This window comes from Miniimonas sp. S16 (assembly GCF_057748195.1).
In genome coordinates, this window is sequence record NZ_CM173242.1 from 3,165,501 (window position 1) to 3,189,012 (window position 23,512).

Annotated in this window: 28 protein-coding genes and 1 pseudogene; 22 read left to right on the top strand and 7 right to left on the bottom strand. The window is 74.3% G+C overall.

The window, feature by feature from the left end; translation table 11 throughout:
• Entirely contained in the window at nucleotides 1–1,386 is a 1,386-nt protein-coding gene (locus AC3AQ1_RS13870) for an ABC transporter substrate-binding protein (protein WP_108719471.1), read from the bottom strand.
• Between the two features lie 245 nt (nucleotides 1,387–1,631).
• On the opposite strand from AC3AQ1_RS13870, the gene AC3AQ1_RS13875 reads away from it, so the two are divergent.
• Nucleotides 1,632–2,825, top strand: coding sequence for an alcohol dehydrogenase catalytic domain-containing protein (locus AC3AQ1_RS13875; RefSeq protein WP_108719472.1), 1,194 nt, complete (start codon nucleotides 1,632–1,634; stop codon nucleotides 2,823–2,825).
• A gap of 32 nt (nucleotides 2,826–2,857) precedes the next feature.
• On the opposite strand, the gene AC3AQ1_RS13880 is transcribed toward AC3AQ1_RS13875, so the two are convergent.
• Nucleotides 2,858–3,565, bottom strand: a complete 708-nt coding sequence (locus tag AC3AQ1_RS13880) for a GAF and ANTAR domain-containing protein (protein ID WP_108719473.1) — start codon at nucleotides 3,563–3,565, stop codon at nucleotides 2,858–2,860.
• Nucleotides 3,566–3,784: 219 nt separating this feature from the next.
• Here AC3AQ1_RS13880 and AC3AQ1_RS13885 point away from each other — a divergent pair, with 219 nt between their 5' ends.
• The 6 genes from AC3AQ1_RS13885 to AC3AQ1_RS13910 are packed head-to-tail and all read left to right on the top strand — an operon-like array spanning nucleotide 3,785 to nucleotide 6,858.
• A complete protein-coding gene (locus AC3AQ1_RS13885; RefSeq protein ID WP_108719474.1) occupies nucleotides 3,785–4,246 on the top strand; it encodes a hypothetical protein in 462 nt (153 codons plus the stop codon).
• Nucleotides 4,243–4,383, top strand: a complete 141-nt coding sequence (locus AC3AQ1_RS13890; RefSeq protein ID WP_159096563.1) for a hypothetical protein — start codon at nucleotides 4,243–4,245, stop codon at nucleotides 4,381–4,383. The genes AC3AQ1_RS13885 and AC3AQ1_RS13890 overlap by 4 nt, the downstream gene beginning before the upstream one ends.
• Before the next feature lie 12 nt (nucleotides 4,384–4,395).
• Nucleotides 4,396–4,785 carry a hypothetical protein gene (locus AC3AQ1_RS13895; RefSeq protein ID WP_108719475.1) on the top strand — a complete coding sequence of 130 codons (390 nt, stop codon included), beginning with the start codon at nucleotides 4,396–4,398 and terminating at the stop codon, nucleotides 4,783–4,785.
• Nucleotides 4,782–6,011: an NRAMP family divalent metal transporter gene (locus tag AC3AQ1_RS13900; RefSeq protein WP_108719476.1), complete on the top strand. Its 1,230-nt coding sequence runs from the start codon at nucleotides 4,782–4,784 to the stop codon at nucleotides 6,009–6,011. Before AC3AQ1_RS13895 ends, AC3AQ1_RS13900 begins: the two co-directional genes overlap by 4 nt.
• On the top strand, nucleotides 6,008–6,382 hold the full coding sequence (locus AC3AQ1_RS13905; RefSeq protein WP_108719477.1) for a hypothetical protein: 375 nt from the start codon (nucleotides 6,008–6,010) through the stop codon (nucleotides 6,380–6,382). The genes AC3AQ1_RS13900 and AC3AQ1_RS13905 overlap by 4 nt, the downstream gene beginning before the upstream one ends.
• The gene (locus AC3AQ1_RS13910; RefSeq protein ID WP_108719478.1) at nucleotides 6,379–6,858 is read left to right on the top strand and encodes a hypothetical protein; all 480 of its coding nucleotides are present in this window, start codon (nucleotides 6,379–6,381) and stop codon (nucleotides 6,856–6,858) included. The genes AC3AQ1_RS13905 and AC3AQ1_RS13910 overlap by 4 nt, the downstream gene beginning before the upstream one ends.
• Nucleotides 6,859–6,906: 48 nt before the next feature.
• Here the strand turns inward: AC3AQ1_RS13910 and AC3AQ1_RS13915 are convergent, their stop codons facing one another.
• On the bottom strand, nucleotides 6,907–7,680 hold the full coding sequence (locus AC3AQ1_RS13915) for an SDR family oxidoreductase (protein ID WP_234417527.1): 774 nt from the start codon (nucleotides 7,678–7,680) through the stop codon (nucleotides 6,907–6,909).
• Between AC3AQ1_RS13915 and AC3AQ1_RS13920 the strand changes: the two are divergent.
• Nucleotides 7,637–8,594, top strand: a pseudogene (locus AC3AQ1_RS13920) (VIT1/CCC1 transporter family protein). The gene AC3AQ1_RS13915 and the pseudogene AC3AQ1_RS13920 sit on opposite strands and share 44 nt — an antisense overlap.
• Nucleotides 8,595–8,643: 49 nt before the next feature.
• Here AC3AQ1_RS13920 and AC3AQ1_RS13925 read toward each other — a convergent pair.
• Nucleotides 8,644–9,069 (bottom strand): hypothetical protein, encoded by a 426-nt coding sequence (locus AC3AQ1_RS13925; RefSeq protein WP_108719480.1) that lies wholly within the window; start codon nucleotides 9,067–9,069, stop codon nucleotides 8,644–8,646.
• A 453-nt stretch (nucleotides 9,070–9,522) separates the two neighbouring features.
• Here AC3AQ1_RS13925 and AC3AQ1_RS13930 point away from each other — a divergent pair, with 453 nt between their 5' ends.
• From AC3AQ1_RS13930 to AC3AQ1_RS13975, 10 genes are all read left to right on the top strand, one after another.
• A complete protein-coding gene (locus tag AC3AQ1_RS13930; protein WP_234417528.1) occupies nucleotides 9,523–10,101 on the top strand; it encodes a fluoride efflux transporter FluC in 579 nt (192 codons plus the stop codon).
• The gene (crcB, locus tag AC3AQ1_RS13935) at nucleotides 10,098–10,475 is read left to right on the top strand and encodes a fluoride efflux transporter CrcB (RefSeq protein ID WP_108719482.1); all 378 of its coding nucleotides are present in this window, start codon (nucleotides 10,098–10,100) and stop codon (nucleotides 10,473–10,475) included. Before AC3AQ1_RS13930 ends, crcB begins: the two co-directional genes overlap by 4 nt.
• Nucleotides 10,476–10,608: 133 nt before the next feature.
• A complete protein-coding gene (locus AC3AQ1_RS13940) occupies nucleotides 10,609–10,938 on the top strand; it encodes a DMT family transporter (protein WP_108719483.1) in 330 nt (109 codons plus the stop codon).
• On the top strand, nucleotides 10,938–11,345 hold the full coding sequence (locus tag AC3AQ1_RS13945) for a DMT family transporter (protein WP_108719484.1): 408 nt from the start codon (nucleotides 10,938–10,940) through the stop codon (nucleotides 11,343–11,345). The genes AC3AQ1_RS13940 and AC3AQ1_RS13945 overlap by 1 nt, the downstream gene beginning before the upstream one ends.
• 180 nt (nucleotides 11,346–11,525) lie before the next feature.
• Nucleotides 11,526–11,807: an HU family DNA-binding protein gene (locus AC3AQ1_RS13950; RefSeq protein ID WP_108719485.1), complete on the top strand. Its 282-nt coding sequence runs from the start codon at nucleotides 11,526–11,528 to the stop codon at nucleotides 11,805–11,807.
• Nucleotides 11,808–11,925: 118 nt separating this feature from the next.
• Complete coding sequence (locus AC3AQ1_RS13955) at nucleotides 11,926–12,738, top strand: LLM class flavin-dependent oxidoreductase (protein WP_108719486.1); 813 nt, start codon at nucleotides 11,926–11,928, stop codon at nucleotides 12,736–12,738.
• A 155-nt stretch (nucleotides 12,739–12,893) separates the two neighbouring features.
• The gene (locus tag AC3AQ1_RS13960) at nucleotides 12,894–13,694 is read left to right on the top strand and encodes an ABC transporter ATP-binding protein (RefSeq protein ID WP_108719487.1); all 801 of its coding nucleotides are present in this window, start codon (nucleotides 12,894–12,896) and stop codon (nucleotides 13,692–13,694) included.
• Nucleotides 13,670–15,364 (top strand): hypothetical protein, encoded by a 1,695-nt coding sequence (locus AC3AQ1_RS13965; protein ID WP_108719488.1) that lies wholly within the window; start codon nucleotides 13,670–13,672, stop codon nucleotides 15,362–15,364. Before AC3AQ1_RS13960 ends, AC3AQ1_RS13965 begins: the two co-directional genes overlap by 25 nt.
• Nucleotides 15,365–15,404: 40 nt before the next feature.
• Nucleotides 15,405–15,764 carry a DUF3039 domain-containing protein gene (locus AC3AQ1_RS13970; RefSeq protein WP_108719489.1) on the top strand — a complete coding sequence of 120 codons (360 nt, stop codon included), beginning with the start codon at nucleotides 15,405–15,407 and terminating at the stop codon, nucleotides 15,762–15,764.
• Nucleotides 15,765–15,898: 134 nt separating this feature from the next.
• On the top strand, nucleotides 15,899–17,686 hold the full coding sequence (locus AC3AQ1_RS13975) for a DEAD/DEAH box helicase (RefSeq protein ID WP_370445360.1): 1,788 nt from the start codon (nucleotides 15,899–15,901) through the stop codon (nucleotides 17,684–17,686).
• A gap of 95 nt (nucleotides 17,687–17,781) precedes the next feature.
• Here the strand turns inward: AC3AQ1_RS13975 and AC3AQ1_RS13980 are convergent, their stop codons facing one another.
• From AC3AQ1_RS13980 to AC3AQ1_RS13990, 3 genes are read right to left on the bottom strand one after another with little or no spacing between them, the layout of a single operon-like run.
• Nucleotides 17,782–19,125, bottom strand: coding sequence for a nicotinate phosphoribosyltransferase (locus tag AC3AQ1_RS13980; protein ID WP_108719490.1), 1,344 nt, complete (start codon nucleotides 19,123–19,125; stop codon nucleotides 17,782–17,784).
• 28 nt (nucleotides 19,126–19,153) lie between these two features.
• Nucleotides 19,154–19,441 (bottom strand): hypothetical protein, encoded by a 288-nt coding sequence (locus AC3AQ1_RS13985; protein WP_159096564.1) that lies wholly within the window; start codon nucleotides 19,439–19,441, stop codon nucleotides 19,154–19,156.
• A complete protein-coding gene (locus AC3AQ1_RS13990; protein WP_108719492.1) occupies nucleotides 19,426–20,763 on the bottom strand; it encodes an FAD-dependent oxidoreductase in 1,338 nt (445 codons plus the stop codon). The genes AC3AQ1_RS13985 and AC3AQ1_RS13990 overlap by 16 nt, the downstream gene beginning before the upstream one ends.
• Before the next feature lie 23 nt (nucleotides 20,764–20,786).
• On the opposite strand from AC3AQ1_RS13990, the gene clpS reads away from it, so the two are divergent.
• From clpS to AC3AQ1_RS14010, 4 genes are read left to right on the top strand one after another with little or no spacing between them, the layout of a single operon-like run.
• The gene (clpS, locus tag AC3AQ1_RS13995) at nucleotides 20,787–21,107 is read left to right on the top strand and encodes an ATP-dependent Clp protease adapter ClpS (RefSeq protein ID WP_370445288.1); all 321 of its coding nucleotides are present in this window, start codon (nucleotides 20,787–20,789) and stop codon (nucleotides 21,105–21,107) included.
• A gap of 1 nt (nucleotide 21,108) precedes the next feature.
• The gene (locus AC3AQ1_RS14000) at nucleotides 21,109–21,792 is read left to right on the top strand and encodes a DUF2017 family protein (RefSeq protein WP_108719493.1); all 684 of its coding nucleotides are present in this window, start codon (nucleotides 21,109–21,111) and stop codon (nucleotides 21,790–21,792) included.
• Nucleotides 21,793–21,851: 59 nt separating this feature from the next.
• Entirely contained in the window at nucleotides 21,852–22,742 is an 891-nt protein-coding gene (gene murI, locus AC3AQ1_RS14005) for a glutamate racemase (RefSeq protein WP_108719494.1), read from the top strand.
• A complete protein-coding gene (locus tag AC3AQ1_RS14010; RefSeq protein WP_108719495.1) occupies nucleotides 22,739–23,497 on the top strand; it encodes an MBL fold metallo-hydrolase in 759 nt (252 codons plus the stop codon). Before murI ends, AC3AQ1_RS14010 begins: the two co-directional genes overlap by 4 nt.
• Nucleotides 23,498–23,512 lie beyond the last annotated feature (15 nt).

The window sequence follows — 23,512 nt, forward strand, 5'->3', positions numbered from 1 at the left end:
TCAGCTCTGCGCGACGACGGAGTCGTAGGCCCGAAGGGCCGCCTCCTGCGCGTCGGCGAGGGCCTGCTCCGGCGTCTTGTCGCCGAGCATCGCGGCGGTGACCGCGTTGTTGAGCTCGGTGAGGATGTCCTGACCGGCGGGCGAGGCGCCGAACGCCTTGCCGTAGTCGAGCACGTCGTAGTACGTCGAGATGACCTGGTCGAAGCCCGCGTCCCCGCTCGGGACCACGAACTGCTCACGGATCGACGCGTCGGCCTCCGGCGAACCGGTCATCAGACCGGTGTTGATGCCGCCGTCCGCGGCTCGGGTGGCGGCGCGCGCCTCGCCTGCCGCCTGCCAGGCGTCCATGTTCGTCAGGTCCAGCATCCACGCGCAGGCGGCGGAGGGGTTCTGCGCGCCCACCGGGATCACGAAGGCGCTGCCGCCCGCCACAGAGAAGGGCTGGCCCTCGCTGTCACGGAACGGTACGGCCTCGAGCTGGACCTGGCCCACGTACGGCGACAGCACGTTGGGGTACCACTGGGCGTTGACCTGGGCGCCCACCTGGTCGGCCACGTACTGGTTGTTGTCGCCGAAGGAGTCGAAGGAGTCCGTGAAGCTCTTGAGCTTCGCGTACCCGCCCTGCGCGTCCACGACCTGCTTGAGCAGCTCCAGCCCCGGCACGTTGCTCGGGTCGTCCAGCGTCGGACGGCCGTCCTCGTCGATCAGCTGACCACCCGCGCCGAGGATCCACAGCGGCCCCTGGCCGGCGGGGTTGGGGTCGAGACCGAGCGTGGTCGGCACGCCACCGCTCTCCTTGTACATCGCGGTCACGGCCGCGATCAGCGTCTCCGGGTCGGACGTGTCGATCTGGTCCGCCGTCACGCCCGCGGCGTCCATGACCCGCTTGTTCAGCAGGATGGCCGGTGGCTGGTAGAACTGCGGCACCGCCCAGAGCTGGTCGTCCAGCCGCACGTCGTCGACGACCGAGGGGTACCACCACTCGTCGGGGTTCACGTCGTGCGCCTCGAAGCACGCGTCGAGCGGGACGATCAGCCCCTGCGCGGCGTACGTGGGCACGATGCGGCGGTCCATCTGCACGACGTCGGGGACGTCGCCGCTGGCGAGCCGCGTGGTGAGCTTCTGGGCGTCGAACGCGGTCGCGTCCAGGTCCACGTCGACGTCGCTCAGCGTCTCGGCCGCGTAGTCCAGTCGGGCCTGACCGACGTCGTCGGCGTTCTCGAAGCCCCACGCACGCAGCGTGCCCGTCGGCTCGCTGGTGAAGTCGACGTCCCCCTCGGCGCTGCCCTCGTCCCCACCGCTGCCGCCCCCGCACGCGGCGAGAACGGTGGTGAGTGACAAGGCGGCGACTGCGGCGGCGGAGCGGCGAAGGTTCTGGGCGCGCATGGGTTCTCCTCGGCGTCGGGCACACGGCGTGCCGACCTGTGCGCCACCCGTCTCGAGCGCTGTGGTTCGCAGTGTGCACCGAAACTTCTCGGTTGACCACTCGGTTGGCAACGCGACGGTCTGCTCCGCGGAAGGTCACGGCCAGGGGTGTGGTGCCGGCTCGCCTGCGACGTGCAAGACTCGGGACGGGTCGAGACCGCTGGCCCGCACCACGGGCGAGGACGCCCTGATCGAGGGAGAGCGGGATGCGAGCAGTCACCTGGCAGGGCCGCGAGAACGTGAGCGTGGAGACCGTGCCCGACCCGAGGATCGAGCGGCCGACCGACGCCGTCATCGAGGTGACGTCCACGGCGATCTGCGGCTCGGACCTGCACCTGTACCGGCTGCTCGGGATGTACCTGAAGGCCGGTGACATCCTCGGGCACGAGGCCATGGGCGTGGTCCGCGAGGTCGGCGCGGAGGTGAGCACCCTGCAGGTCGGTGACCGTGTCGTCGTGCCCTTCGGCATCGCCTGCGGGCGGTGCGTCATGTGCTCCGCCGGCCTGCAGAGCCAGTGCGAGACCACCCAGGTGACCGAGCAGGGCAAGGGTGCCGCGCTGTTCGGCTACACCTCGATGTACGGCAGCGTCCCGGGCGGGCAGGCGCAGTACCTGCGCGTCCCGCAAGCCGACTACGGCCCCGTCGTCGTGCCGAGCGACGACGAGCCCGACGAGCGCTACCTCTACCTCTCCGACGTGCTTCCGACGGCGTGGCAGGGCGTGGAGTACGCGGCCGTGCCCGACGGCGGAACGCTCGTCGTGCTCGGACTCGGCCCGATCGGGCAGATGGCCGCGCGGGTCGGGCTGTTCCGCGGCGCCGGACAGGTGATCGGCGTCGACCTCGTGCCCGAGCGCCGCGAGATGGCCGCGCGCCACGGCGTGACGGTGCTCGACGGCGCGAACCCGGCCGAGGTGCTCGAGCGCGTGCTGGACCTGACCCGGGGTCGCGGTCCGGACTCGGTGGTCGACGCCGTCGGGATGGAGGCGCACGGCTCGCCGTTCGCCTCCGCCGTGCAGAGCATGGCGGGCCTGCTCCCCGACGCGCTGGGCCGCGCCATGACCGAGAACGCCGGCAGCGACCGCACGGCCGTGCTCGACCTCGCCTTCAGCCTCGTGCGGCGCGGCGGGACGGTGTCGATCAGCGGGGTGTACGGCGGCGCCGCGACCCCGCTCAACCTCATGCAGATGTTCGACAAGCAGGTCAGCGTCCGGATGGGGCAGGCGAACGTGCGGCGCTGGACCGACGAGCTGCGCGAGATCGTCGCGCGGACGGACGACCCGCTGGGCGTGCTCGATCTGCGCACGCACCGCGTCGGGCTGAGCGAGGCACCGCAGTACTACCAGACCTTCCAGAAGAAGGAGGACGGCTGCATCAAGGTCGTCCTTGACCCGACGCGCTGAGAGCGCCGCCGTGCTCAGCGGGGCACCGGGCGTCAGTCGTGCGCGCCGCCGCCGTTCGGCAGCGCGCGCCGCGTCACCACGTGCTCGGCGACGTCGATGAGGCGCAGGTTGCGGTCCTGGGAGATGCGGGAGAGCACCGCGAAGGCGCTGTCCGACTGCAGCGAGAAGCGCTCCATGAGGATGCCCTGCGCCTGGCCGATGAGGTTGCGGCTGTCGACGGCGACGCGGAGATCCTCGTCGGCCTGCATCGCGCGAAGCGCGACCGAGACGTGGGTGGACAGGACGCGCGCGATGTCCGTGGCGTCGGCGTCGAACGCGCCGGCCTCGCGCGAGTACAGGTTCAGCGCACCGTGCACCTTGGAGCCGCTGAAGAGCCGGATGCTCAGCATGCCCGCGATGCCCTCGGCCGCGGCAGCGCGCGGACCCCACTGCGGCCAGCGCTCGTCGGTCCCGACGTCGCGCGAGCTGATGACGATCTCGTCCGAGATCGCGTCGAGGCAGGGCCCCTCGGCCAGGTCGTACTGCAGGGCGTCGCACCGCTCGACGGCCGGGTCCGACGGCGCGACGGACTCGACCTTCCCGCGGCGTCGACGCATCGTGACGCCGGCCATCTGGCAGCCCGGCACGAGGCTCTGGCACCAGTCGACGGCCACCTCGAGCACCTGCTCGCTCGTGAGCGCCTCGTCCATCTCTCGCACGGCTGACTCGAGCGACCCGATGACCTCGGCGATGTCGTCCATGCCCCCATTCTCCACGTTGAGCGGTGCGCGCCGGACCGCTCGCGTGCGACGGCGTCGCTCCGACCACCCCCTCGCTCACCTGCGGTGTCGTTCCGTTCCGCGGATGGGTCGGTGGTGGCGCACCCGAGGCGTGCGTGCCAGAGTGAGCGCCACTGAGACGTTCCGCCGGCCCGACGAGCGTGCCGGTCCGCTCCGGCGGTTCCAGGAGAGGCGGTCAGCATGAGCAGCACCGGTCGGTACGACCACGCGGAGCCGTTCGACGGCGAGCAGCACGACGGCGAGCAGGCGGCGACTGCGCCGCCCCCGCCGCCCACCCACGTCCTCGACGAGGGTCAGGTCGCGCAGGACTGGCTCGAGGGCGAGGCGCACGTCATGGCTGCCGAGTCGTCCAACCCCCGCAGCGCGGAGGAGCTCCACGCCGCGGCGCAGCGTGACGCCGAATCCGTGCGCAGCGAGCGCGACGCGGGCATCGCGCACGGCGCCGCGGACGTCCCCGAGAGCATGGTCGCCGAGGGCGCCTCCCTCGACGAGCCCGCGGAGTACGAGGCGCCCGACGGCGAGCCCCACCTCGAACGGGACGCGCCCGACGGCGAGCCTCACCTCGAGCACGACGCGCCCGACGTCGAGCGCGAGGAGCGCGACGAGCAGCCGGGAGCCGTCGACCCCGACGGTGCCCGGTGACCACGCCGCGCCGTCCCCTCGCGCGCACCGCCACGCGCACCGCTCGCCGCACCACCGCCCGCACCACCGCGACCCTCGCCTGCGTCCTGCTCGCGACGAGCGCCGCACTCTCGTCCTGCACGGCCTCCCGGCAGTAGCCGGGCCAGGCCGTGGCCGCCGTGGCGGACGCCGTCGAGTTCGCCGACTCGGCGGTCGCGACGACGAACCTCACGGTGGTGCTGCTCGACGGCGGTGACCTGGTCGCCCCCGTCGCGGACACAGCGATCTCCGACCAGATCGGGGAGCTGTCCGACGCCTCGTCCGCCCTGACCACGCTCGTCCCGCCCGACGACACCTCCTCCGCACTACGGGTCCAGGGACTCGCGGCGCTCGCGATGGCGGTCGACGCGGTCGTGTCCGCCCGCGCCTGGGTCGCCCACACGGCAGGCGGCGACCTCGGTCCGGACGGCGGCGTGCCCACCGACCCGCGCGACGTCGTCGACGCGCTGGACGAGGCCGCGGACCAGCTGGAGGCCGTGCTCACGGAGGCCGGCCGGTGAAGAAGCTGCTCGGCGTCGCGCTCGGCATCCTCACCGCGATCGGCGGGTTCGTCGACATCGGCGACCTCGTGACCAATGCCGTCGTCGGTGCGCGGTTCGGGTTCTCGCTCGTCTGGGTGGTCGCCGTCGGGGTGATCGGCATCTGCCTGTTCGCCGAGATATCCGGCCGCGTCGCCGCCGTGAGCGGCCGGGCCACCTTCGAGATCATCCGCGAGCGCCTCGGCCCGCGCGCGGGCGGGGCGAACCTCGTCGCCTCGTTCGCGATCAACCTGCTCACACTGACGGCCGAGATCGGCGGCATCGCGCTCGCGCTGCACCTGGCGAGCAGCGTCGAGCCCCGCCTGTGGATGCCGGTCGCGGCGCTCGCCGTCTGGCTCGTGCTGTGGCGGGTGAAGTTCGCGATCATGGAGAACGTCGTCGGGCTGATGGGGCTGCTGCTCATCGGCTTCGCCGTCGCGCTCTTCCTGCTCGGCCCGGACTGGAGCCAGGTCGCGCGCGAGATCACGCAGCCGGCGGTCCCCGAGGGCGAGCACCCCGCCGCCTACTGGTACTACGCCGTCGCGCTGTTCGGAGCCGCGATGACGCCGTACGAGGTGTTCTTCTTCACCTCCGGCGCGGTGGAGGAGAAGTGGACCGCGAAGAGCCTCGGCCAGAACCGGCTCAACGTGTTCACGGGCTTCCCGCTCGGCGGGCTGCTGTCGGTCGCGATCGCGGGCTGCGCCGCCGTGGTCCTCCTGCCGCACGGCATCGAGGTGTCCACGCTCTCCCAGATCGTGCTGCCCGTGGCGCAGGCGGGCGGGACGCTGCTGCTCGCCGTCGTGATCGTCGGCATCGTCGCGGCGACGTTCGGGGCGGCGCTCGAGACGGCGCTGTCGAGCGGCTACACCCTCGCGCAGTACCTCGGCTGGTCCTGGGGCAAGTTCCGCCGCCCGGCCCAGGCCGCACGGTTCCACGTCACGATGATGATCGCGCTGCTGCTCGCCGTCGCCATCCTCATGACGAGCGTCGACCCGGTCGCCGTCACCGAGTTCTCGGTGGTGTTCTCCGCCGTCGCGCTCCCGCTGACGTACATCCCGATCCTCGTCGTCGCCAACGACCCCGACTACATGGGCGAACGCGTCAACGGACGGCTGGCGAACACCCTCGGCAGCGTGTATCTCGGCATCGTGCTGGTCGCGGCGCTCGCGGCGATACCGCTCATGATCGCGACGGGGGCCGGCTCGTGACGCGCCGCATCATCGACGCGCGGCTGCACCTGCTCAGCCGCCAGGTGCTCGACGTCGACGGCGAGCCCGTCACCACCGTCGAGGACCTCGAGCTGGGCGGGGCGGACGGCGGCGACGTCGTGGCCGGCGAGCCCGCGCACGTCGCCGCGATCCTGTCCGGCCCCGTGCTCGTGACCCGGATCCTCGGCGGTCGCCCACCGGAGTCGCGGTGGGAGCGCATCGCGTGGTCCGCCGTCTCCCACCTCGGCACCGTGGTCGAGCTCGACGTCGAGGCGAGCACGCTCGACGTCGACTGGCCCGAGCGGTGGCTGCGCGAGCACGTCGTCCGCCGGATCCCCGGCGGCCAGCACGACCCGGAGGGGGAGTCGTGATCCTCGGTGACCTCCTGGACGCGCACGTCGTCACGCACGACGGCGAGGAGCTGGGTCGCGTCGTCGACCTGCGGCTCTCGCTCGAGGTGCTCGAGGAGGGCGACGGGTCCGGTGGTGGCCCGGACGAAGCGGAGCCGGGTGGTCCCGACGAGCGCGAGCACGGCAGCGGCAACGCCGACGACCAAGGCGACGACGGCGACACCCCCCTGGTCGCGCAGACCCACCGCAGCCACGCGGTCGGCAGCGCGGACGTCGTCGGGCTGCTCGTCAGCCCCCACACGGGCGGGTCGTTCCTCGGCTTCGAGCGACGCGGGGTGCGCTCGCCGTGGGTCGTGGCCGCACTCGTCCGGTGGCGGCACCGCGGCACGTTCCTCGTGGCGTGGCACGACGTCGAGCGCATCTCCCCGGGACTGGTCCACCTCGTCCCGGGCTTCGAGAAGCTCGACCCGACCCTCGACGAGGGCGAGGACGCCTGATCCGGTCGGCTCGCCGTCGTCCGTCCCGCCCGACCGCGAACTGCGGCCTCACGCGATGAGCGACTGCCCGCCGTCGATCCAGATCTCCGACCCCGTGACGTGGCTCGCGGCGTCCGAGGCGAGGTAGGCGACGAGGTCGGCGACCTGGCCCGCGCTGCCGGGCGTGCTGCCGGTGAGCGGGATCTGGCCGTCCGGGTAGCTCGCCGCGACGCGGAGGTGCTCGGTGTGCCGCTGCTCGGTGTTGTCGCCGATCTCCGTCTCGATCGCGCCGGGGCAGATCACGTTGACCCGGACCCGGTGCGGACCGAGCTCGACGGCGATCATCTTGGCGAACGCCACCTGGCCCGCCTTGCTCGCCGAGTACGCGGACGCGCCGGTGTTGCTGAACGTCCGCGTGCCGTTGATCGAGGACACGATGACCACCGAGCCGCCCTGCGCCTTGAGCAGCGGTACCGCGTACTTCACGGTGAGGAACGTCCCGGTGAGGTTGACCGCGAGCGTGCGCGCCCACTCCTCGGGCTCGAGCTCCTCCAGCGGCGCCCACACGCCGTTGATCCCCGCCGACGCGACCACGACGTCGAGCCGGCCCAGCTCGGACTGCACGCGGGCGACGGCGTCGCGCACCGACGCGGCGTCCTCCACGTCGCACTGCAGCGCCAGGGCGGCGCCGCCGGCCTCGAGGACCTCGTGCGCCGCGTCGTCGGCGCTCGCCTGGCTGTGTCCCACGACCACGACGTGGTAGCCGTCCGCGGCCAGCCGCAGCGCCGCCGCGCGTCCGATGCCGGAGCCCGCTCCCGTCACGAGGGCGACCTTGGTGTCCACGGCGTCTCCTTCCGGCCGCCGAGGCGGCGCGTCTTGCGAGCGGGAGCGACGTGGCGCCTCGGCGCCGGTCTTCTCCCGCATCATCGCGCGTTCCCGGCCGCCGGGGGAGGGACGCCGCGCTGCCGCTCGGAGGTCGCGGCACGAACGCTCGCCAGACCGTCCTCCGCCGGCGCCACACCTTCGGCGCCATACTGTCGCCGTGGCGATCCTGGGCTGGTTGCGGCGACGGCGGCACGGGGACGGCACCGTCTCCGACGCCGCGCTCTCCGAGCGGGACCGCGAGAGCCTGATCCGCGAGTACGTCGCGACGGCGAACGACGGCGCCGTGTCCAACGTGGGGATCATCTCGGGACTCGCCGTGGCCGACCTGAGCGACCGCGCGGTCCTCTTCTCCGCCGTGATCGCCATGGTCGTCGGCACGAGCACGACGGCGGGTACCGCCTACATGCGCGCCGCGATCGACCGCGACGCCCTCCTGCGTGACATCGACGACCAGCGCCTCCGGCTCGAGCGCGAGCCGGGGAAGGAGCTGGCCGACCTCACGGCGATCTGCGTCGAGAAGGGCCTCTCGCCGGCGCTCGCGGAGGAGGTCGCCGCGGAGCTCACGGGCCGCGCACCTGGACGACGAGCTCGACGTGGACGACACCGAGTACTGGCCGCCGTGGCGGTTCGCGGCGTTCGCGGGCCTCGCGTTCGCGATCGGGGCGCTCGTGCCCATCCTTCTGGTCACGTTCATCCACACCTCGGCGGGCACTGTGGTGTCCCTCCTGGCCGTCGTCGTGTCGCTCACGCTCATGTCCCTCGTCGGTGCGAGGTTCGGCGGCACGCGCCCGTGGCTCACCGCGGCGCGTGCGGTGACGATCGGGCTCGTGACGCTGGGTCTGGCCTCGCTTGCCGGGCTCTTCCTGGACTGAGGGCTCACTGGGTCGACGTGGGCCGACGCGGGTCGACGTCGCATCGACCTCAGTCGACCCGGAGCAGCCAGCGCACCGCACGGCGTGCGAGCAGCAACGCGACGATGAGGCCCGTGACGCTCCAGAACCCGCCGAGGGAGACTTGCTCGGGGAACAGGAACCCGATCAGCTCGAGCACCACGATCTTCGAGCCCGGCAGCAGCACCCCGAGCGTCAGCGCGCGCACCACCCGCTGGGCACCGGTCGTCGCCGAGCGCAGGCGAGCGATCGCCGCCTTCTTCGCGCGCAGCACCACCTCGAGCACGAGCTTGAGCACCACGGCGACGGCGAGCGACACCGCGAAGCTCTCGGCGATCACCTGGGGCACGAGCTGGGCGGCGAGGTTGAGCACGATCACGTAGACGAACACGTCGACGACGTGGGCCGGGTCGAGCCGGTGGGCGCGTCGGACGTCCGGCGCGACGGTGCTGGTCACGCACGTGAGCGTACGCGCGGCTGCCGGCCGTCTTCCGCGGAGCGACCCGCGCGACGGCGACCTGTGGTGCGAACGGGACGCTCGCCGTCGTGCATCCCGGTCATCGTCGATCGCGACGCACGAGATCCTCGGCGCGCCGGGGGCGGCGAGGAGCACGTCGAGTCACGGGGGTTCGCCACCAGGGTATCGGCCAGGCCAGCCGCGCCACAGGGAAGCCCGTGCGCCACCCTCGCCCACGACCGGAAGTCCCTTCATGCCGAGCTGCTCGACGGGCAGGTCGCCGGATCCCGCGGTTCTCGGATCGTGTTGTCGCTCATGTGCTCCTCCTCGATCGGCCACGCGCTCGCTGACGACGCCGAGGCGGCGTCACTCTCCCTTTCGCTGCGGAGACCAGCGAACTCGCGTCGCCCTGGGACACGATTGCGCACGCGAGTTCTGAGCTACGTTGGGCCGGTGTCCGGGAGCGCCGACCCGCAGTCGAGCGACGCGCCGTCGGGCGTCGCGTCTCGTGCCCCGCACCTGAGCCCGGCGCTCGTGCTCCTCGTCGCCGCGGGCGGCGCCGTCGGCACCGCGATCCGCGCGATCGCCGAGAACGCCGCCCCCGCGCAGCCGGGTGCGTGGCCGTGGACCACGTTCGTCATCAATGTGACCGGGTCGTTCGTGCTCGCGGCGCTCGTCACCGGGCTGGGTCGGCGCGGACCGGACGAGGGTCGACGGCGAGCGGTGCGCCTCGCCGTCGGGACCGGTGTGCTGGGCGGCTACACGACGTACTCCTCGTTCGCCGTCGAGGCCGACCGCCTCCTGGGCGGCGGCCACCTCGGGACCGGCCTGGCGTACGCGCTGGTCAGCGTGGCGCTCGGCGTCGGCGCCGCGGTGCTCGGCGTCCGCACGGCACGCGCGCTGGTGCCGGTGCGGCTCGACCCGGCGCACGCGCTCGACGCGCTCGCGGCCCGCGTCGACCCGACGCTGCCGCGCGACTCCGACGCCGCCGACGACCCAGCCGATGCAGCCGACGCAGGGGAGCGGTCGTGAGCCCGGCCACCCTCCTCCCGGTGGCGCTCGCAGGCGGCGCGGGCGCGGCGTCCCGGTTCGTCGTGGACGGGCTGGTGAACCGGCACGTGCGCGCGAGTGTCCCGCTCGGGACGGTCGTCGTGAACGTGCTCGGCTCGTTCCTGCTCGGGCTGCTCGTCGGGCTGTCCGAGGACCACGTCGCCTCGGCCGAAGTCCTCGCCGTGCTCGGCACGGGGTTCCTCGGCGGGTTCACCACGTTCTCGACGGCGAGCCTCGAGGCCGTCCGCCTCGCCGCCGAGGAGCGGGAGGGTGCGGCGGTGCGCGCGGTCGTGCACGCCGTCGGGATGCTTGCGCTCGGTCTGGGCGCCGCGGCCCTCGGTCTCTGGCTCGGCTGAGCGGGCGGTGAGGCCGGCCACCACGGCTGGCCCGGCCGACGGCGTGCGTGAGAGGGTGGCCGCAGGCGCTCGGCAGCGCCCGCGGACGAGGGAGCTGTACCCGCACGGACACGACGGCCAGAGAGGGTGACCTGTGTCCGCCACCACCACCGCCTGGCTCGTGCTCGCCGCCGCCGGCGTCCTCGAGGGCGTCTGGGCAGCGGCGCTCGCCGCGTCCGACAACCTGCGCCGCCTGCGCCCCACCGTGCTCTTCGCCGTCGCGCTCGCCGGCTCGATGGCCGGCCTCGCCTTCGCCATGACCGTGATCCCGACCGGCACCGCGTACGCGGTGTGGGTCGGGATCGGGGCGTCGCTCGCCGTCGGGTGGGCGATGGTGACCGGCGCCGAACCGGCCACCCGCACCCGCGTCCTCCTGCTCGCGGGCCTGGTCGCCTGCGTCGTCGGTCTCAAGGTCGTGTCCTGATGCCGTGGCTCGTGCTGCTGGCCAGCGCCGTGCTCGAGGCCGTGTGGGCCACCGCGCTGGGCGCCTCGGACGGCCTGAGCCGTCCCGGTCCGACGGCTCTCTTCGCGATCGCGCTCGCGGGCTCGATGGCGGGCCTGGGCTGGGCCATGCGCCGGATCGGCCTGGGCACCGCGTACGCCGTGTGGGTCGGCGTCGGCGCGGCGCTCACCGTCGGCTGGGCGATGCTCACCGGCGCCGAGCCCGCGACGCCGCTGCGGTTGGCGTTCCTGGCGGGCATCGTCGGGTGCGTCGTGGGGCTCAAGCTCGCAGGTCACGCACAGGTTCAGGGCCCGACGGCGGAGCCCGCCGGCTCCTCGGCAGCGGCCTCGAGCGGTGCTCGCCGGAGCGGGCGCGGGCGTCCCGCGTGACGTCCGCCGTGGGTGTGGCAGGGCCGCCGCACGGCTCTCGCAGGGCCCTCGCAAGGCCCTCGACGGGGACACGCAGGGGTGGAAATGGCGGGTTGGTGCGGTTTTCCGGCAGGTAGGGCGTAGTGTCTCCACACGAAGGGCGCACACCGTGCGCCGACGCACGTGAAGAAGGGGAACCCTGTGACCGTCAACCGCACCGACCTCGTCGCCGCCATCGCCGAGAAGGCCGGCCTGACCAAGAAGCAGGCCGACGACGCCCTCGCCGCCTTCCAGGAGGTCCTCGTGGACAGCCTCGGCAAGGGCGAGGCCGTCAAGGTGACCGGACTGCTCTCGGCCGAGCGCGTCGAGCGCGCTGCCCGCACGGGCCGCAACCCGCGCACCGGCGAGGAGATCACCATCCCCGCCGGCTACGGCGTCAAGCTGTCCGCGGGCTCGACGCTGAAGTCCGCCGTCGGCAAGTGATCGACTGAGCTCCATCGACGGGCGAGTCACCTTCGGGTGGCCCGCCCGTCGGCGTTCCACCGGCCCTTCGCGGCGGCATTTCCCGGACACGCGTGCGATCGGCCCGTAGCGTGGACCGATGACCACCGTCGGACTCATCGTCCCGCCCGACCAGCCACCCCACCGCATCCGTGCCGCCGCGCGCGCCGCCGAGGACGCGAGCCTGGACTCCCTGTGGCTGTGGGAGGACTGCTTCGCCACCAGCGGCATGGGTCCCGCGGCCGTCGCGCTCGCGGACACCCAGCGCCTGCGGGTGGGGGTCGGGCTCTTCCCCGTCCCGCTGCGCAACGTGGCGCTCACGGCGATGGAGCTCGCCTCGCTGGCGGAGATCTTCCCGGGCCGGTTCCTGCCCGGCATCGGCCACGGCGTCCAGGAGTGGATGGCGCAGGTCGGCGGCCGCGCCGCCTCCCCGCTCACGCTGCTGCGCGAGTACGCGACGGCGCTGCGTGCCCTTCTCGACGGCGAGCGGGTCACGACCGACGGCCGCTACGTGCGCCTCGACGAGGTCGAGCTGCGCCGCCCCACCCCGGACCTGCCCGTGCTCGTCGGCGCCGAGGGCCCGCGCACGCTCGCCCTCGCCGGCGAGGTGGGCGACGGCGTCATCCTCGCCGGCGACCTCGACTCGCTCCTGCCGGCCGTGCGGACCGCTCGCGCGGCGCACGAGAGCGCCGCTCGCCCGGGGCCTTTCGACGTCGTCGGCTTCCTCTCGGTGTCGGTGAGCGCGCGCCCCGGCCAGGTCGCGGAGCTGCTCGCCCGGTACGCCGCGGCCGGGGTCGACCACGTGCCGGTGTGCGGGCTGTCGGAGGAGGGCGTCCCCGAGGGCGGGGAGCGGCTGCTGGACCTCGTGCCGGTGCTCGCCGAGGCGTCGACGCTGCTCACCGGCCGGTCGTGAGCACGGGCGAGCAGCTCAGCGACCCACGCGCGGCGTCTCATCCCGGCGGGGGAGCCGTCGGCCCGGCCTCTCGCCCGGACGTCGGAGCCGCGGATGGGCAACCTCGGTCGCGCGCCGGAGCCACCGCGTCACCGGCGGGTGCCAGAGTGGACGCCATGACGTCACCCGTGCCGCCGCGTCCACCCGCCGACCCCGGGTCGGTCCCCGCGCTGCACACGTGGGGCCTCTTCAAGCGCTTCGGTCCGAAGACGGCCGTGGAGCAGTTCGAGCTCGTCATCCCGACCGGCTCCTACTTCGGGCTCGTCGGTCCGAACGGGGCGGGCAAGACGACCACGCTGAGCATGGCCACGGGTCTGCTGCAGCCCGACGCGGGGACGGCGTTCGTGCACGGCGTGGACGTGTGGCGCGACCCCGCGACCGCCAAGCGGCAACTCGGCATCCTGCCCGACGGCCTGCGGCTGTTCGACCGCCTGACGGGCGCCGAGCTCGTGACGTACGCGGGCCTGCTGCGCGGCATGGACCCGGACGTGGTGCGCCGCCGCACCGACGACCTGCTCGACGTGCTCGGCCTCACCGGCGACGCGAACAAGCTCGTCGCCGACTACTCCGCCGGCATGACGAAGAAGATCGGCCTGGCAACGGCGCTCGTGCACGCCCCGAGCGTCCTCGTCCTCGACGAGCCGTTCGAGTCGGTCGACCCCGTCTCCGCGAGCCACATCCGCGCGATCCTCGCCGACTACGTCGCCAACGGCGGCACCGTGGTGCTGTCCAGCCACGTGATGGAGCTCGTCGAGCGCCTGTGCAGCCACGTGGCCGTCATGACCGAGGGCCGGCTCGTCGCCTCGGGCACGGTCGCCGAGGTCGGCGGCGGTGACCTGCAGCGGCGGTTCGCCGAGCTGGTCGGCGCCGAGGAGGTCACGGAGGGGCTGTCGTGGTTGCGACCCTCGCGCGGCTGAGGTTCACCCTCCTGCGCAACACCCTGCTGCGGGAGAAGTGGCGGATCGTGCTGCTCGCCGTCGGCGGCCTGTACGCCCTCGGGCTGCTGGCGTTCGCCGTCGCGGGCATGGTCGCGCTCGGCGTCGCCGCCGATCCGCAGGTGCGCGACACCGTGCTCGTACTCCTCGGCTCGGCCCTCGTCCTGGGCTGGGCGATCGTGCCGATGGTCGCGTTCGGCCTGGACAACACCCTCGACCCGCAGCGGTTCGCGCTCTACCTCACGCCCACGCCGCGGTTCGCGTTCGGGCTGTTCGTCGCCGGCGCCGTCTCGATCCCCGGCGCGGTCACCGTGCTCGTCAGCGTCACCACCGCGTTGGCCTGGGTCGGCTCGGGCACGACGGCGCAGCGCGTCTCGGCCGCGCTCGTCGCCCTGGTCACGGGTCTCCTCGGCGCGGCGACCTGCCTCCTGCTGGCGCGGGTCACCACGACCGCCGCCTCGGGACTGATGCGCGGCCGGCGCGGTCGCGACCTCGCGGGCGTGGTCGCCACGGGCGCCGTGCTCGTGGTCAGCCTCGTCCCGGTGCTGCTCCAGTCGGTGGGCCTGCGGCTGAGCTCCTTCGACGCCCTGGCAGGCGTGCTCGCGTGGACCCCGCTGGGCGCGCCGTGGGCGGTGCCGAGCGACGTGGCGGCCGGGCGGTGGGGCGTGGCCCTGGCGCGGCTCGCCGTCGTGCTCGCGACGCTCGGCGTGGCCGGGGTGCTCTACCTGCGCCTCGTCCGACGCTCCATGGTGAGCGTCGGGTCGGGCCAGGGGCCGTCGGCGGAGCGGACCGGGCGGCTGCCGCTGGCGCACGCGCTGCTGCGCGAACCAGCGGCGGCGGGCGAGGGAGCCCGGCCGGCCGTCATCACACCGGTCCGCGTGCGCACGACCCCCGCCGCGGCTGCCGTCGCGGGACGGGCGCTGCGCTACTGGCGCGGCGACCCGCGCTACCTCGCCTCGACCGGCGCGATCGCGCTCATGCCTGTCCTCGTCCTCCTGCTGGCCTGGCTCGTGACGAGCCAGAGCACCGACGTCGCGTTCCGCGAGGTGCTCGCCTGGGCCGTGCTCGCGCTCGGTCCCGTGACGGCGTGGATCGGTGCCTGGTCGATCCACGACGACATCGCCTACGACTCCACCGCGTTCTGGCTGCACGTCGCCGCCGGGGTGCGCGGCGCGGACGACCGCCTGGGCCGCGTGCTGGGCCTCGCGGTGTGGCTCGTGCCCACCGTGGTGCTGCTCGCCGTCGTGCCCCCGGTGCTGCTGGGACGCGGCGCGTGGGTGCCGGCGGTGCTCGGGATCTCGCTCGTGCTGCTGGGCGGCGGGTTCGCCATCGCCTGCGTGTTCAGCGCGGCACTGCCCTACCCCGCGCCGCCGCCCGGTGCGAACCCGATGTCGAGCCAGAGCGGGGGGTCGGTGCTCGCGTTCGCGGTGCAGCTGCTGTCGTTCGCGGTGCTCGGCCTGCTCGTGCTCCCGACGGCGCTCACGCTCATCCCCGTGTTCGCGGGGTCGACGGCGTGGGGCTGGCTCACGCTCGCCGTCGGCACGGTCACCGCGGTGGTGTGGCTCGCCGTCGGCGTGCGCTGGGGCGGCCGGATCCTGGACCGCAACGCCGTGACCGTGCTCACCCGGATCCGCTCCTGGCCGCGGCACTGAGCCTGCCGAGCCGGCGGACCCGGCACGTAGACTCGAGCGCATGACCGAGCCGCTTCCTCAGCCCCAGGTTGCCCCGGGCGGACCGGACGGCCCCGGCGGGTCGACCAGCACGATCGAGCGGACCGAGATCCGGCACCAGGTCCAGCCCGGCGACAACGAGCGGTACGCGCACTACGTCCCGAAGGACAAGATCCTCGCGTCCGCGATGTCCGGCGAGCCCGTCATCGCGCTGTGCGGCAAGATCTGGCTGCCCCAGCGCGACCCCAGCCGGTTCCCGGTGTGCCCGGTCTGCAAGGAGATCTACGCGAGCCTGCACGGCGGCTCGGGTGACTCTTCCGGCGGCGGTGCCGGCGGCTCCGGTTCCGGTGGTTCTGGCGGCTCCGCCGGATCGGACGCGTGAGCGCGGCCCGCCGCAGCAACGACCTGACTGCCCACGACGAGGCCCAGCCGGACCTCTTCGAGAGCCTTCGTTCGACTGCGCCCGCCACGTCCCCTGCGGCTTCCCCCGCTGCTTCTCCCGCACCCTCGGTGCACCTGCCGACCCAGCCCTCCCCGGCCGCCGCCGCCGAGCTGTCCCCGGCGTTCCCCGGCCGCGCCGCGTGGGGCACCGCGGGCAACCTGCGCGCCTGGCAGGCCGCGGCGCTCGCGCGCTACGCCGAGCTGCAGCCCCGGGACTTCCTCGCCGTCGCGACCCCGGGCGCGGGCAAGACCACGTTCGCGCTGCGGGTGGCGACCGAGCTGCTCAAGCGGCGCGTCGTGCGCCGGGTCACCGTGGTCGCGCCGACCGAGCACCTCAAGACGCAGTGGGCCGATGCCGCCGCGCGGGTCGGCATCGCGATCGACCCCAGCTTCCGCAACGCCCAGGCGGCGCACGGCGCGCACTACGACGGCGTCGCCCTCACCTACGCGCAGGTCGCCGCGAACCCCGAGCTGCACCTGCGGCGCACCCGCGAGGCCGACACCCTGGTCATCCTCGACGAGGTGCACCACGCCGGGGACGCCCTCTCCTGGGGCGACGCGGTGCGCGAGGCGTTCGAGCCCGCGGCGCGCCGGCTCAGCCTCACCGGCACGCCGTTCCGCTCCGACACCGCGCCCATCCCGTTCATCACGTACGAGCCCGACGCCGACGGCGTGCGCCGCTCCCGCGCCGACTACACCTACGGCTACGGGGACGCCCTGCGGGACGGTGTGGTGCGCCCCGTCCTGTTCCTCGCCTACTCGGGCGAGATGACCTGGCGCACGAGCGCGGGCGACGAGGTCAGCGCGCACCTCGGCGAGCCGCTGACGAAGGACATGATCGCCCAGGCGTGGCGCACGGCCCTGGCGCCCGAGGGCGACTGGATCCCCGCGGTGCTGCGCGCGGCCGACACCCGGCTGTCCGAGGTCCGTCGCACGGTGCCGGACGCGGGCGGCCTCGTCATCGCGACCGATCAGGCCACCGCGCGGGCGTACGCCGACCAGCTGCGCGCGATCACGCGCGAGGAGCCCGCCGTCGTGCTGTCCGACGACGACGGTGCGGGCGCACGCATCGAGTCCTTCGCCGCCGGGCGGCAGCGGTGGATGGTCGCCGTGCGCATGGTGTCGGAGGGCGTGGACGTACCGCGGCTCGCCGTCGGCGTCTACGCGACGGCGACGTCGACCCCGCTGTTCTTCGCGCAGGCCGTGGGCCGGTTCGTGCGCGCTCGCCGGCGCGGCGAGACCGCGTCGGTGTTCCTGCCGTCCGTCCCGGTGCTGCTCGCCCTCGCGGGCGAGCTCGAGGTCGAGCGCGACCACGCGCTGGACCGCCGCAGCTCGGCGGAGCCGGACGGCCTGGACGACGCCGCGCTCGAGCAGGCCAACCGCTCCGAGCGCGCCTCGGACGACCTCGACCGGCCCGGCTTCCAGGCGCTCGCGGCGCAGGCGTCCTTCGACCACGTGCTCTTCGACGGCGGCCAGTTCGGCGTGGGTGGGGAGATCGGCTCCGAGGTCGAGTCGGACTTCCTCGCGATCCCCGGCTTCATGGACACCGACGACGTCACCGCGCACCTGCGCGCCAAGCAGGCCTCGCACCTGCGCGCGGGGCACGGGCACGCGCCGGGGCACGGTGGCGCAGCGGGGCACGACGGCGAGCGCGAGGTGGTCGACCACCGCGAGATCGCGCGGCTGCGCAAGGAGCTCAACCAGCTCGTGTCGGCCTGGTCGCGCCGCTCGGGCACGCCCCACGGCGTGGTGCACACCCGCCTGCGTCAGCACTCCGGCGGCGGCGAGGTGCCCGTGGCGAGCGCCTCGGAGCTGCGCTCGCGGATCGCGCGGGTGCGCGACTGGTTCGTCGGGAAGCCCTGACGCCCGGACCCGCGCCGACCCGTTCGCGAGGTGATCTTCGTCCTTTCGCGAGGTGAAGTTCGTCCTCTGTCGACGCGAACCCTCTCGCGGGCGGCTCAGACCGTGATGATCTCGGTCGGGATCGCGGGGTCGCCCGCGGACAGCCGCCGCGCCGCGCGGGGCAGCTCGGCGAGGGACTCACGGTGGCGCTGCGCGGCCCGGCGCACACCGTCGGCGCCGGTCCAGCCCGGCTGGAGCTCGCCGTCGGCCACGAACGTGACGTGCAGGGGCCGCAGCTCGTCGACCTCGGCGACCTGGCCGAGCGCCGGGACGTCGGCGTCGGGGGAGAGCAGCACGACCTCCTCGGTCGCGAGCCCGTTCTCAATCCGGCGGCCCGCGGTCTTGCGCCCGCCGACGCTGGCCTTCCCGCCCGCGGACGCCTTCGCCACGGCGTGCATCGCGCCGTCGCTGCCCTCGCGCAGCACGAGCTTGTAGACCATGCCGCAGGTCGGCGCGCCCGAGCCGGTCACCACCGAGGTGCCCACGCCGTAGGAGTCCACCGGCGCGACGGCGAGCGCCGCGATCGCGTACTCGTCCAGGTCCGAGGACACCACGATCTTGGTCTCGGTGGCGCCGAGGGAGTCCAGCTGCTCGCGCACCTCGCGCGCGACGGTCGGCAGGTCGCCGGAGTCCAGCCGCACGGCGCCGAGCGCGGTCCCGGCCGCGTCGACGGCGGTGAGCACGCCCTGCTCGACGTCGTAGGTGTCCACGAGCAGCGTGGTGCCGGGCCCCGCGGAGGCGATCTGGGAGACGAAGGCCGAGCGCTCGTCGTCGTGCAGCAGGGTGAACGCGTGCGCCGCGGTGCCGATGGTCTCGAGGTCGTAGCGCCGGCCCGCCTCGAGGTTGGACGTGCCCGCGAAGCCCGCGACCACCGCGGCGCGCGCCGCCGCGACGGCCGCGCTCTCGTGCGCCCGCCGCGAACCCATCTCCAGGCAGGGTCGCTCCCCGGCCGCGGACGTCATCCGCGACGCGGCCGCGGCGATCGCGGAGTCGTAGTTGAGGATCGACAGGACGAGGGTCTCCAGCAGCACGCCGTCCGCGAACGGCGCCTCGACCACGAGCAGCGGCGACCCGGGGAAGTACAGCTCGCCCTCGGCGTACCCGCTGATCCGGCCGCGGAACCGGTAGTCGGCGAGGTAGTCGAGCATCGCGCCGCTGACGACCTCGCCCTCCCGCAGCCAGTCGAGCTCGGCGTCGCCGAACCGGAAGTGCTCGAGCGCCTCCAGCAGGCGCCCGGTGCCCGCGACGACGCCGTAGCGCCGCCCGGCGGGCAGCCGGCGCGCGAACACCTCGAACACGCACGCGCGGGACGCGGTGCCGTCGGCGAGCGCGGCGTCGACCATCGTGAGCTCGTAGCGGTCGGTGAGCAGCGCGGTGCTGGCCGGCGGGGACGTCGTCATGGCGACACCCTAGAGCGGACGGTGCGCCTCACCCCTCGCGGAAGCGCACGCCCGTGCCGCCGCGCGGGTAGGTCCAGCGCAGCCCGCCCGAGGCGACGGCGAGGCACGCCCCGCACTCCAGGCACGCGGCGGCGTCGGCGAGCACCGCCGTCGGCGTCTCGCGGTAGACCACCGCGGGGCAGACGGCGACGACGGCGCGCGCCTCGGGGCTGCCGGGGACCAGGGCGGAGGCGTCGATGTGCGGGGCGTCGTCCGGGTCGAACCGGGTCGCACCGAGCCGCACGTTGAGCGGGGGAACCTTCACAGCGCTCGCCACCCCGCGCTCGCGTCGCCGAGCCACGTCCGCCAGGACTGCCGACGCGCGGCCCCGCGCAGGAGGGTGCGCAGCGGGCGGCGAGGTGCGCCGTCGAGCACGAACGCGGACCGCAGCACGTCCTGCGCGGCCTGGCCCCACGGCCCGTAGGGCCCCTCGCGCTCGAGGAACGACGGCGTGCGCGCGTACGTGCGCATGTCCGCCATCGCGGGGCTGGCCTCGAGCGCCGCGGCGTAGCGCGCCATGCCCGACGCCGAGGTGTCGCCCGCCTGCACCGCGTCGGCCACGGCGTCGCCCGCCACGAGCCCGGACGTCACCGCGAGGTCCATGCCGCGCAGCACGAGGCCGGAGTTGATCGTGAGGCCGGCGGCGTCGCCGACAACGGCGAGCCCGGCGTGCGCGACGTCGCCCACCATCGCCGCGCCGCCCTCGGCGACGAGGTGGGAGCCGTACTCGACGAGCTCGGCACCCTCGAGGTAGCGGGCCAGCCCGGGGTGGCCCAGCAGGTGCTCGATGAGCTCCGAGGCCGTGCGGCCCGAGGCCACGAGCGCGTCCAGGCGCACGACGATCCCGACCGAGAGGGAGTCGCGGTTGGTGTAGAGGAACGCGCCGCCGGCCACCCCGGCCGTGGCGTCGCCGACGATCGCGTGCGCCGCACCCTCGCCGGGCCCGACACCGAACCGGTCCTCGATCCGCTCCTCACCCAGGCGCAGCACGGCCTTGATCCCGACGGCGAGCTGGTCCGGCCGCGGATCGGGGCGCAGGCCGGCGCCGCGGGCCAGGAAGGAGTTCACGCCGTCGGCAGCGACCACGGCGTGCGCGCGCATCACCGAGCCGTCCGAGACGATTCCCACGACGCGGGTGCCTGAGCCCGAACCCTGCGTGGCGAGCGCCTCGACCTTCAGCCCGGGCATGAGGAACGCGCCGGCCTCCTCGGCCTTGCCCGCGAGCCAGGGGTCGAAGTGCGCGCGCAGGACGGTCACGGCGTTGGGGGCGGTCGTGGGCGCGGCGGCTGCGGCGGCCTCGCCGCGCGCGGCGCCGAGCGCGCTGTCCGTGTAGTCCAGGCTGACGACCGACTCGCGCTGCAGCAGCGTCGTCACGTGCCGCACGACTCGCCGCTCGTAGGGCGCGTCGGCCGCGAACGAGGGCACTGCGGCGGCCAGCGTGGCGGGGTAGAGAACGCCGCCGGAGAGGTTCTTCGAGCCCGGGGAGTCGCCGCGCTCGACGAGGGCGACCTGCAGCCCCCGCTCGGCGAGGCGCAGCGCGGCGGCCGACCCGGCCGGGCCCGCGCCGACGACGGCGACGTCGACATCCACCTCGCTCACGCGTTCCAGCCTAGGCTGACGACGTGACCGCTCTCCCCGCCGACCCCGTGCTGGCGCCCGCGCCCGCCCCGGTCGGCAGGCCCGCGGCCGATGCGCGTCCCGAGCCGGACCGGCCCTGGCGCACCGTCGTCTGGGACGACCCGGTCAACCTCATGTCCTACGTGACCTACGTGTTCCAGACCCACTTCGGCTACAGCCGCGAGCGCGCCGAGCAGCTCATGCTCGCGGTGCACCACGAGGGTCGGGCGGTCGTGTCCAGCGGCGGTCGCGAGCGGATGGAGGCGGACGTGGAGGCCATGCACACCTACGGCCTGTGGGCCACCCTCGAGCAGGACGAGAGCTGACGTGCACGCCTTCCGCCGCACCCGACGCGGGTACCTCACCCGCCTCGACGCCACCGAGCGCGCGATCGTCGGCCGCGTCGTCGCCGACGTCGCCACGCTGCTCGGCTGGGACGTCACCGAGCCGTACGCGCCCGACGACGCCGAGCCCGACGGCCGGCGCGGGAGCCGCGGTGAGGGAACGTCGTCCCACCCCGACGTGAACCTGCCCGACGTGGACTGGGGCGCCGTCGGGCTCGGCGGCGACGAGGACGAGGAGGACCCGCGCGCGCCGCTGGACCCCGCGCTCGCCCGGCTGCTGCCACCCGCGAGCGAGGACGACGACATCGCCGGCGAGGTCCGGCGCCTCACCGAGGAGTCCATCCGCAGCGCCAAGGGCGAGCGGCTGCGACGCGTGTGGTGGGACCTGCAGGGGGAGCCCGGCCGGCTGCTCGTCGCTCCCGAGGAGGCGATGACCTGGGCCGGCGCCCTCACGGACGTGCGGCTCGTGCTCGCGCAGCGGCTCGGCGTCGAGGACGCGGAGGACTCGCAGGCCCTCGAGCAGGTCGCGATCGCCGACGCCGACGAGGCCACCCGTGCGCTGGCCACGCTCTACCTCGCGCTCTCCTGGCTGCAGGAGTCGCTCGTCGAGGCGATGCTCGGCGAGCTGCCCGAGGGTGGCGCCGAGGGGCTCGACCCGCTCGGCTGAGTCGCGGATCACCCGCGGGTGCGAGCCGCGACGGGGGCGCCACGAACTACCCTGGAGCGATGAGTGACGCCCCGATCGGCATCTTCGACTCCGGGGTCGGCGGGCTGACCGTGGCCCGCGCCGTGCTGGACCAGCTGCCGAACGAGGCCGTCCGCTACCTGGGCGACACCGCCCGCACGCCGTACGGTCCCCGGCCCATCGCGCAGGTGCGCCGGTACTCCCTCGAGATGCTCGACAGCCTCGTCGACTCGGGCGTCAAGGCGCTCGTCATCGCCTGCAACTCCGCCTCGTCTGCGGTGCTGCGCGACGCGCGCGAGCGGTACGAGCCGTCGGGCATCCCGGTGATCGAGGTCATCCACCCCGCGGTGCGCCGCGCGGTCGCCGCGACCCGCACCGGCCGGGTCGGCGTCATCGGGACGCGCGCCACGATCTCCTCGCGCTCCTACGAGGACGCGTTCGCCGCCGCGCCCCACCTGCGCCTGTTCACCCAGGCGTGCCCGGCGTTCGTGGAGTTCGTCGAGTCCGGCGTGACCTCCGGCGCCCCGGTGCGCGACGCCGCCGAGCACTACCTCGCGCCGCTGCGCGAGGCGGACATCGACGCCCTCGTCCTGGGCTGCACCCACTACCCGCTGCTCACCGGCGTCATCTCCTACGTGATGGGGGAGGGTGTCACGCTCGTCTCCTCGGCCGAGGAGACCGCGAAGGAGCTGTACCGCACCCTGGTGCGCGAGGACCTGCTCCGCACGGCGCCCGAGCCGCCGCAGCACGAGTGGCTCGCCACCGGGGACCGCGACTCCTTCCGAAGGCTGGCCCGCCGGTTCCTCGGGCCCGAGGTCCCCGCGGTGCAGGACGCCGCGTCGGTGACCGGCGAGATCCCGCGGATCACCGCGCCGATCGCCGCTCGCACCGCCGCTCGCCCCGCCGCCGAGGCCGGGAGCGCCGCTCGATGAGGCTCACCGTGCTCGGCTGTTCCGGATCGGTGCCGGGCCCCACGTCGCCCGCCTCCAGCTACCTCGTGACGACCGAGGACACCAGCCTCGTCCTCGACCTCGGCTCGGGCGCCTTCGGTCCGCTCATGGCGACGACCGACCCGTCCCGGCTCGACGCCGTCGTGCTGAGCCACCTCCACCCCGACCACTGCGCCGACCTCACGGCGCTGGCGGTGTGGCTGCGCTACGGCCCGTCCTCGCCGTCGGGCCCGGTGCGCGTGCTGGGACCGGAGGGCACGCGCGAACGCCTGCTCGAGCTGACCCATCTCGCGCCGGCGGACCTGGCGGCGACGTTCGCCGTCGAGATCGTGCACGACGGCGAGCCCACCACCGTGGGCGACCTCACCCTGGTCCCGCACGCGGTCCTGCACCCGGTGCCCGCGTTCGGCTACCGCGTGACCGGGCCGGCGACCGACGGCGGCGTCGCGACGCTCGGCTACACGGGTGACACCGACCTGTGCGACGGCGTCTCCGCCGTCGCGGACGGGGTGGACCTGCTGCTGGCCGAGGCGGCGTTCGAGCGCGAGGAGGAGGTCCGCGGGATCCACCTCACGGGCGGTCGCGCCGGCGGCCTGGCCACGGCCGCGGGTGTGCGCGCCCTCGTCCTCACCCACCTGCAGCCCTGGGCCGACGCCGGCGTCGTGTACGCCACGGCCCGTGCCGCGTACGCGGGTCCCACCGAGCTCGCGGTCGCCGGGGCGATCTACGACCTGTAGCCCGGTCGGGCTGCG

Bases quoted from the DNA above. Each gene is read 5' to 3' on its own strand.
- AC3AQ1_RS13870 (WP_108719471.1), bottom strand. From the start codon at position 1,386: ATGCGCGCCCAGAACCTTCGCCGCTCCGCCGCCGCAGTCGCCGCCTTG.
- AC3AQ1_RS13875 (WP_108719472.1), top strand. From the start codon at position 1,632: ATGCGAGCAGTCACCTGGCAGGGCCGCGAGAACGTGAGCGTGGAGACC.
- AC3AQ1_RS13880 (WP_108719473.1), bottom strand. From the start codon at position 3,565: ATGGACGACATCGCCGAGGTCATCGGGTCGCTCGAGTCAGCCGTGCGA.
- AC3AQ1_RS13885 (WP_108719474.1), top strand. From the start codon at position 3,785: ATGAGCAGCACCGGTCGGTACGACCACGCGGAGCCGTTCGACGGCGAG.
- AC3AQ1_RS13945 (WP_108719484.1), top strand. From the start codon at position 10,938: ATGCCGTGGCTCGTGCTGCTGGCCAGCGCCGTGCTCGAGGCCGTGTGG.
- AC3AQ1_RS13955 (WP_108719486.1), top strand. From the start codon at position 11,926: ATGACCACCGTCGGACTCATCGTCCCGCCCGACCAGCCACCCCACCGC.
- AC3AQ1_RS13960 (WP_108719487.1), top strand. From the start codon at position 12,894: ATGACGTCACCCGTGCCGCCGCGTCCACCCGCCGACCCCGGGTCGGTC.
- AC3AQ1_RS13970 (WP_108719489.1), top strand. From the start codon at position 15,405: ATGACCGAGCCGCTTCCTCAGCCCCAGGTTGCCCCGGGCGGACCGGAC.
- AC3AQ1_RS13980 (WP_108719490.1), bottom strand. From the start codon at position 19,125: ATGACGACGTCCCCGCCGGCCAGCACCGCGCTGCTCACCGACCGCTAC.
- murI (WP_108719494.1), top strand. From the start codon at position 21,852: ATGAGTGACGCCCCGATCGGCATCTTCGACTCCGGGGTCGGCGGGCTG.
- AC3AQ1_RS14010 (WP_108719495.1), top strand. From the start codon at position 22,739: ATGAGGCTCACCGTGCTCGGCTGTTCCGGATCGGTGCCGGGCCCCACG.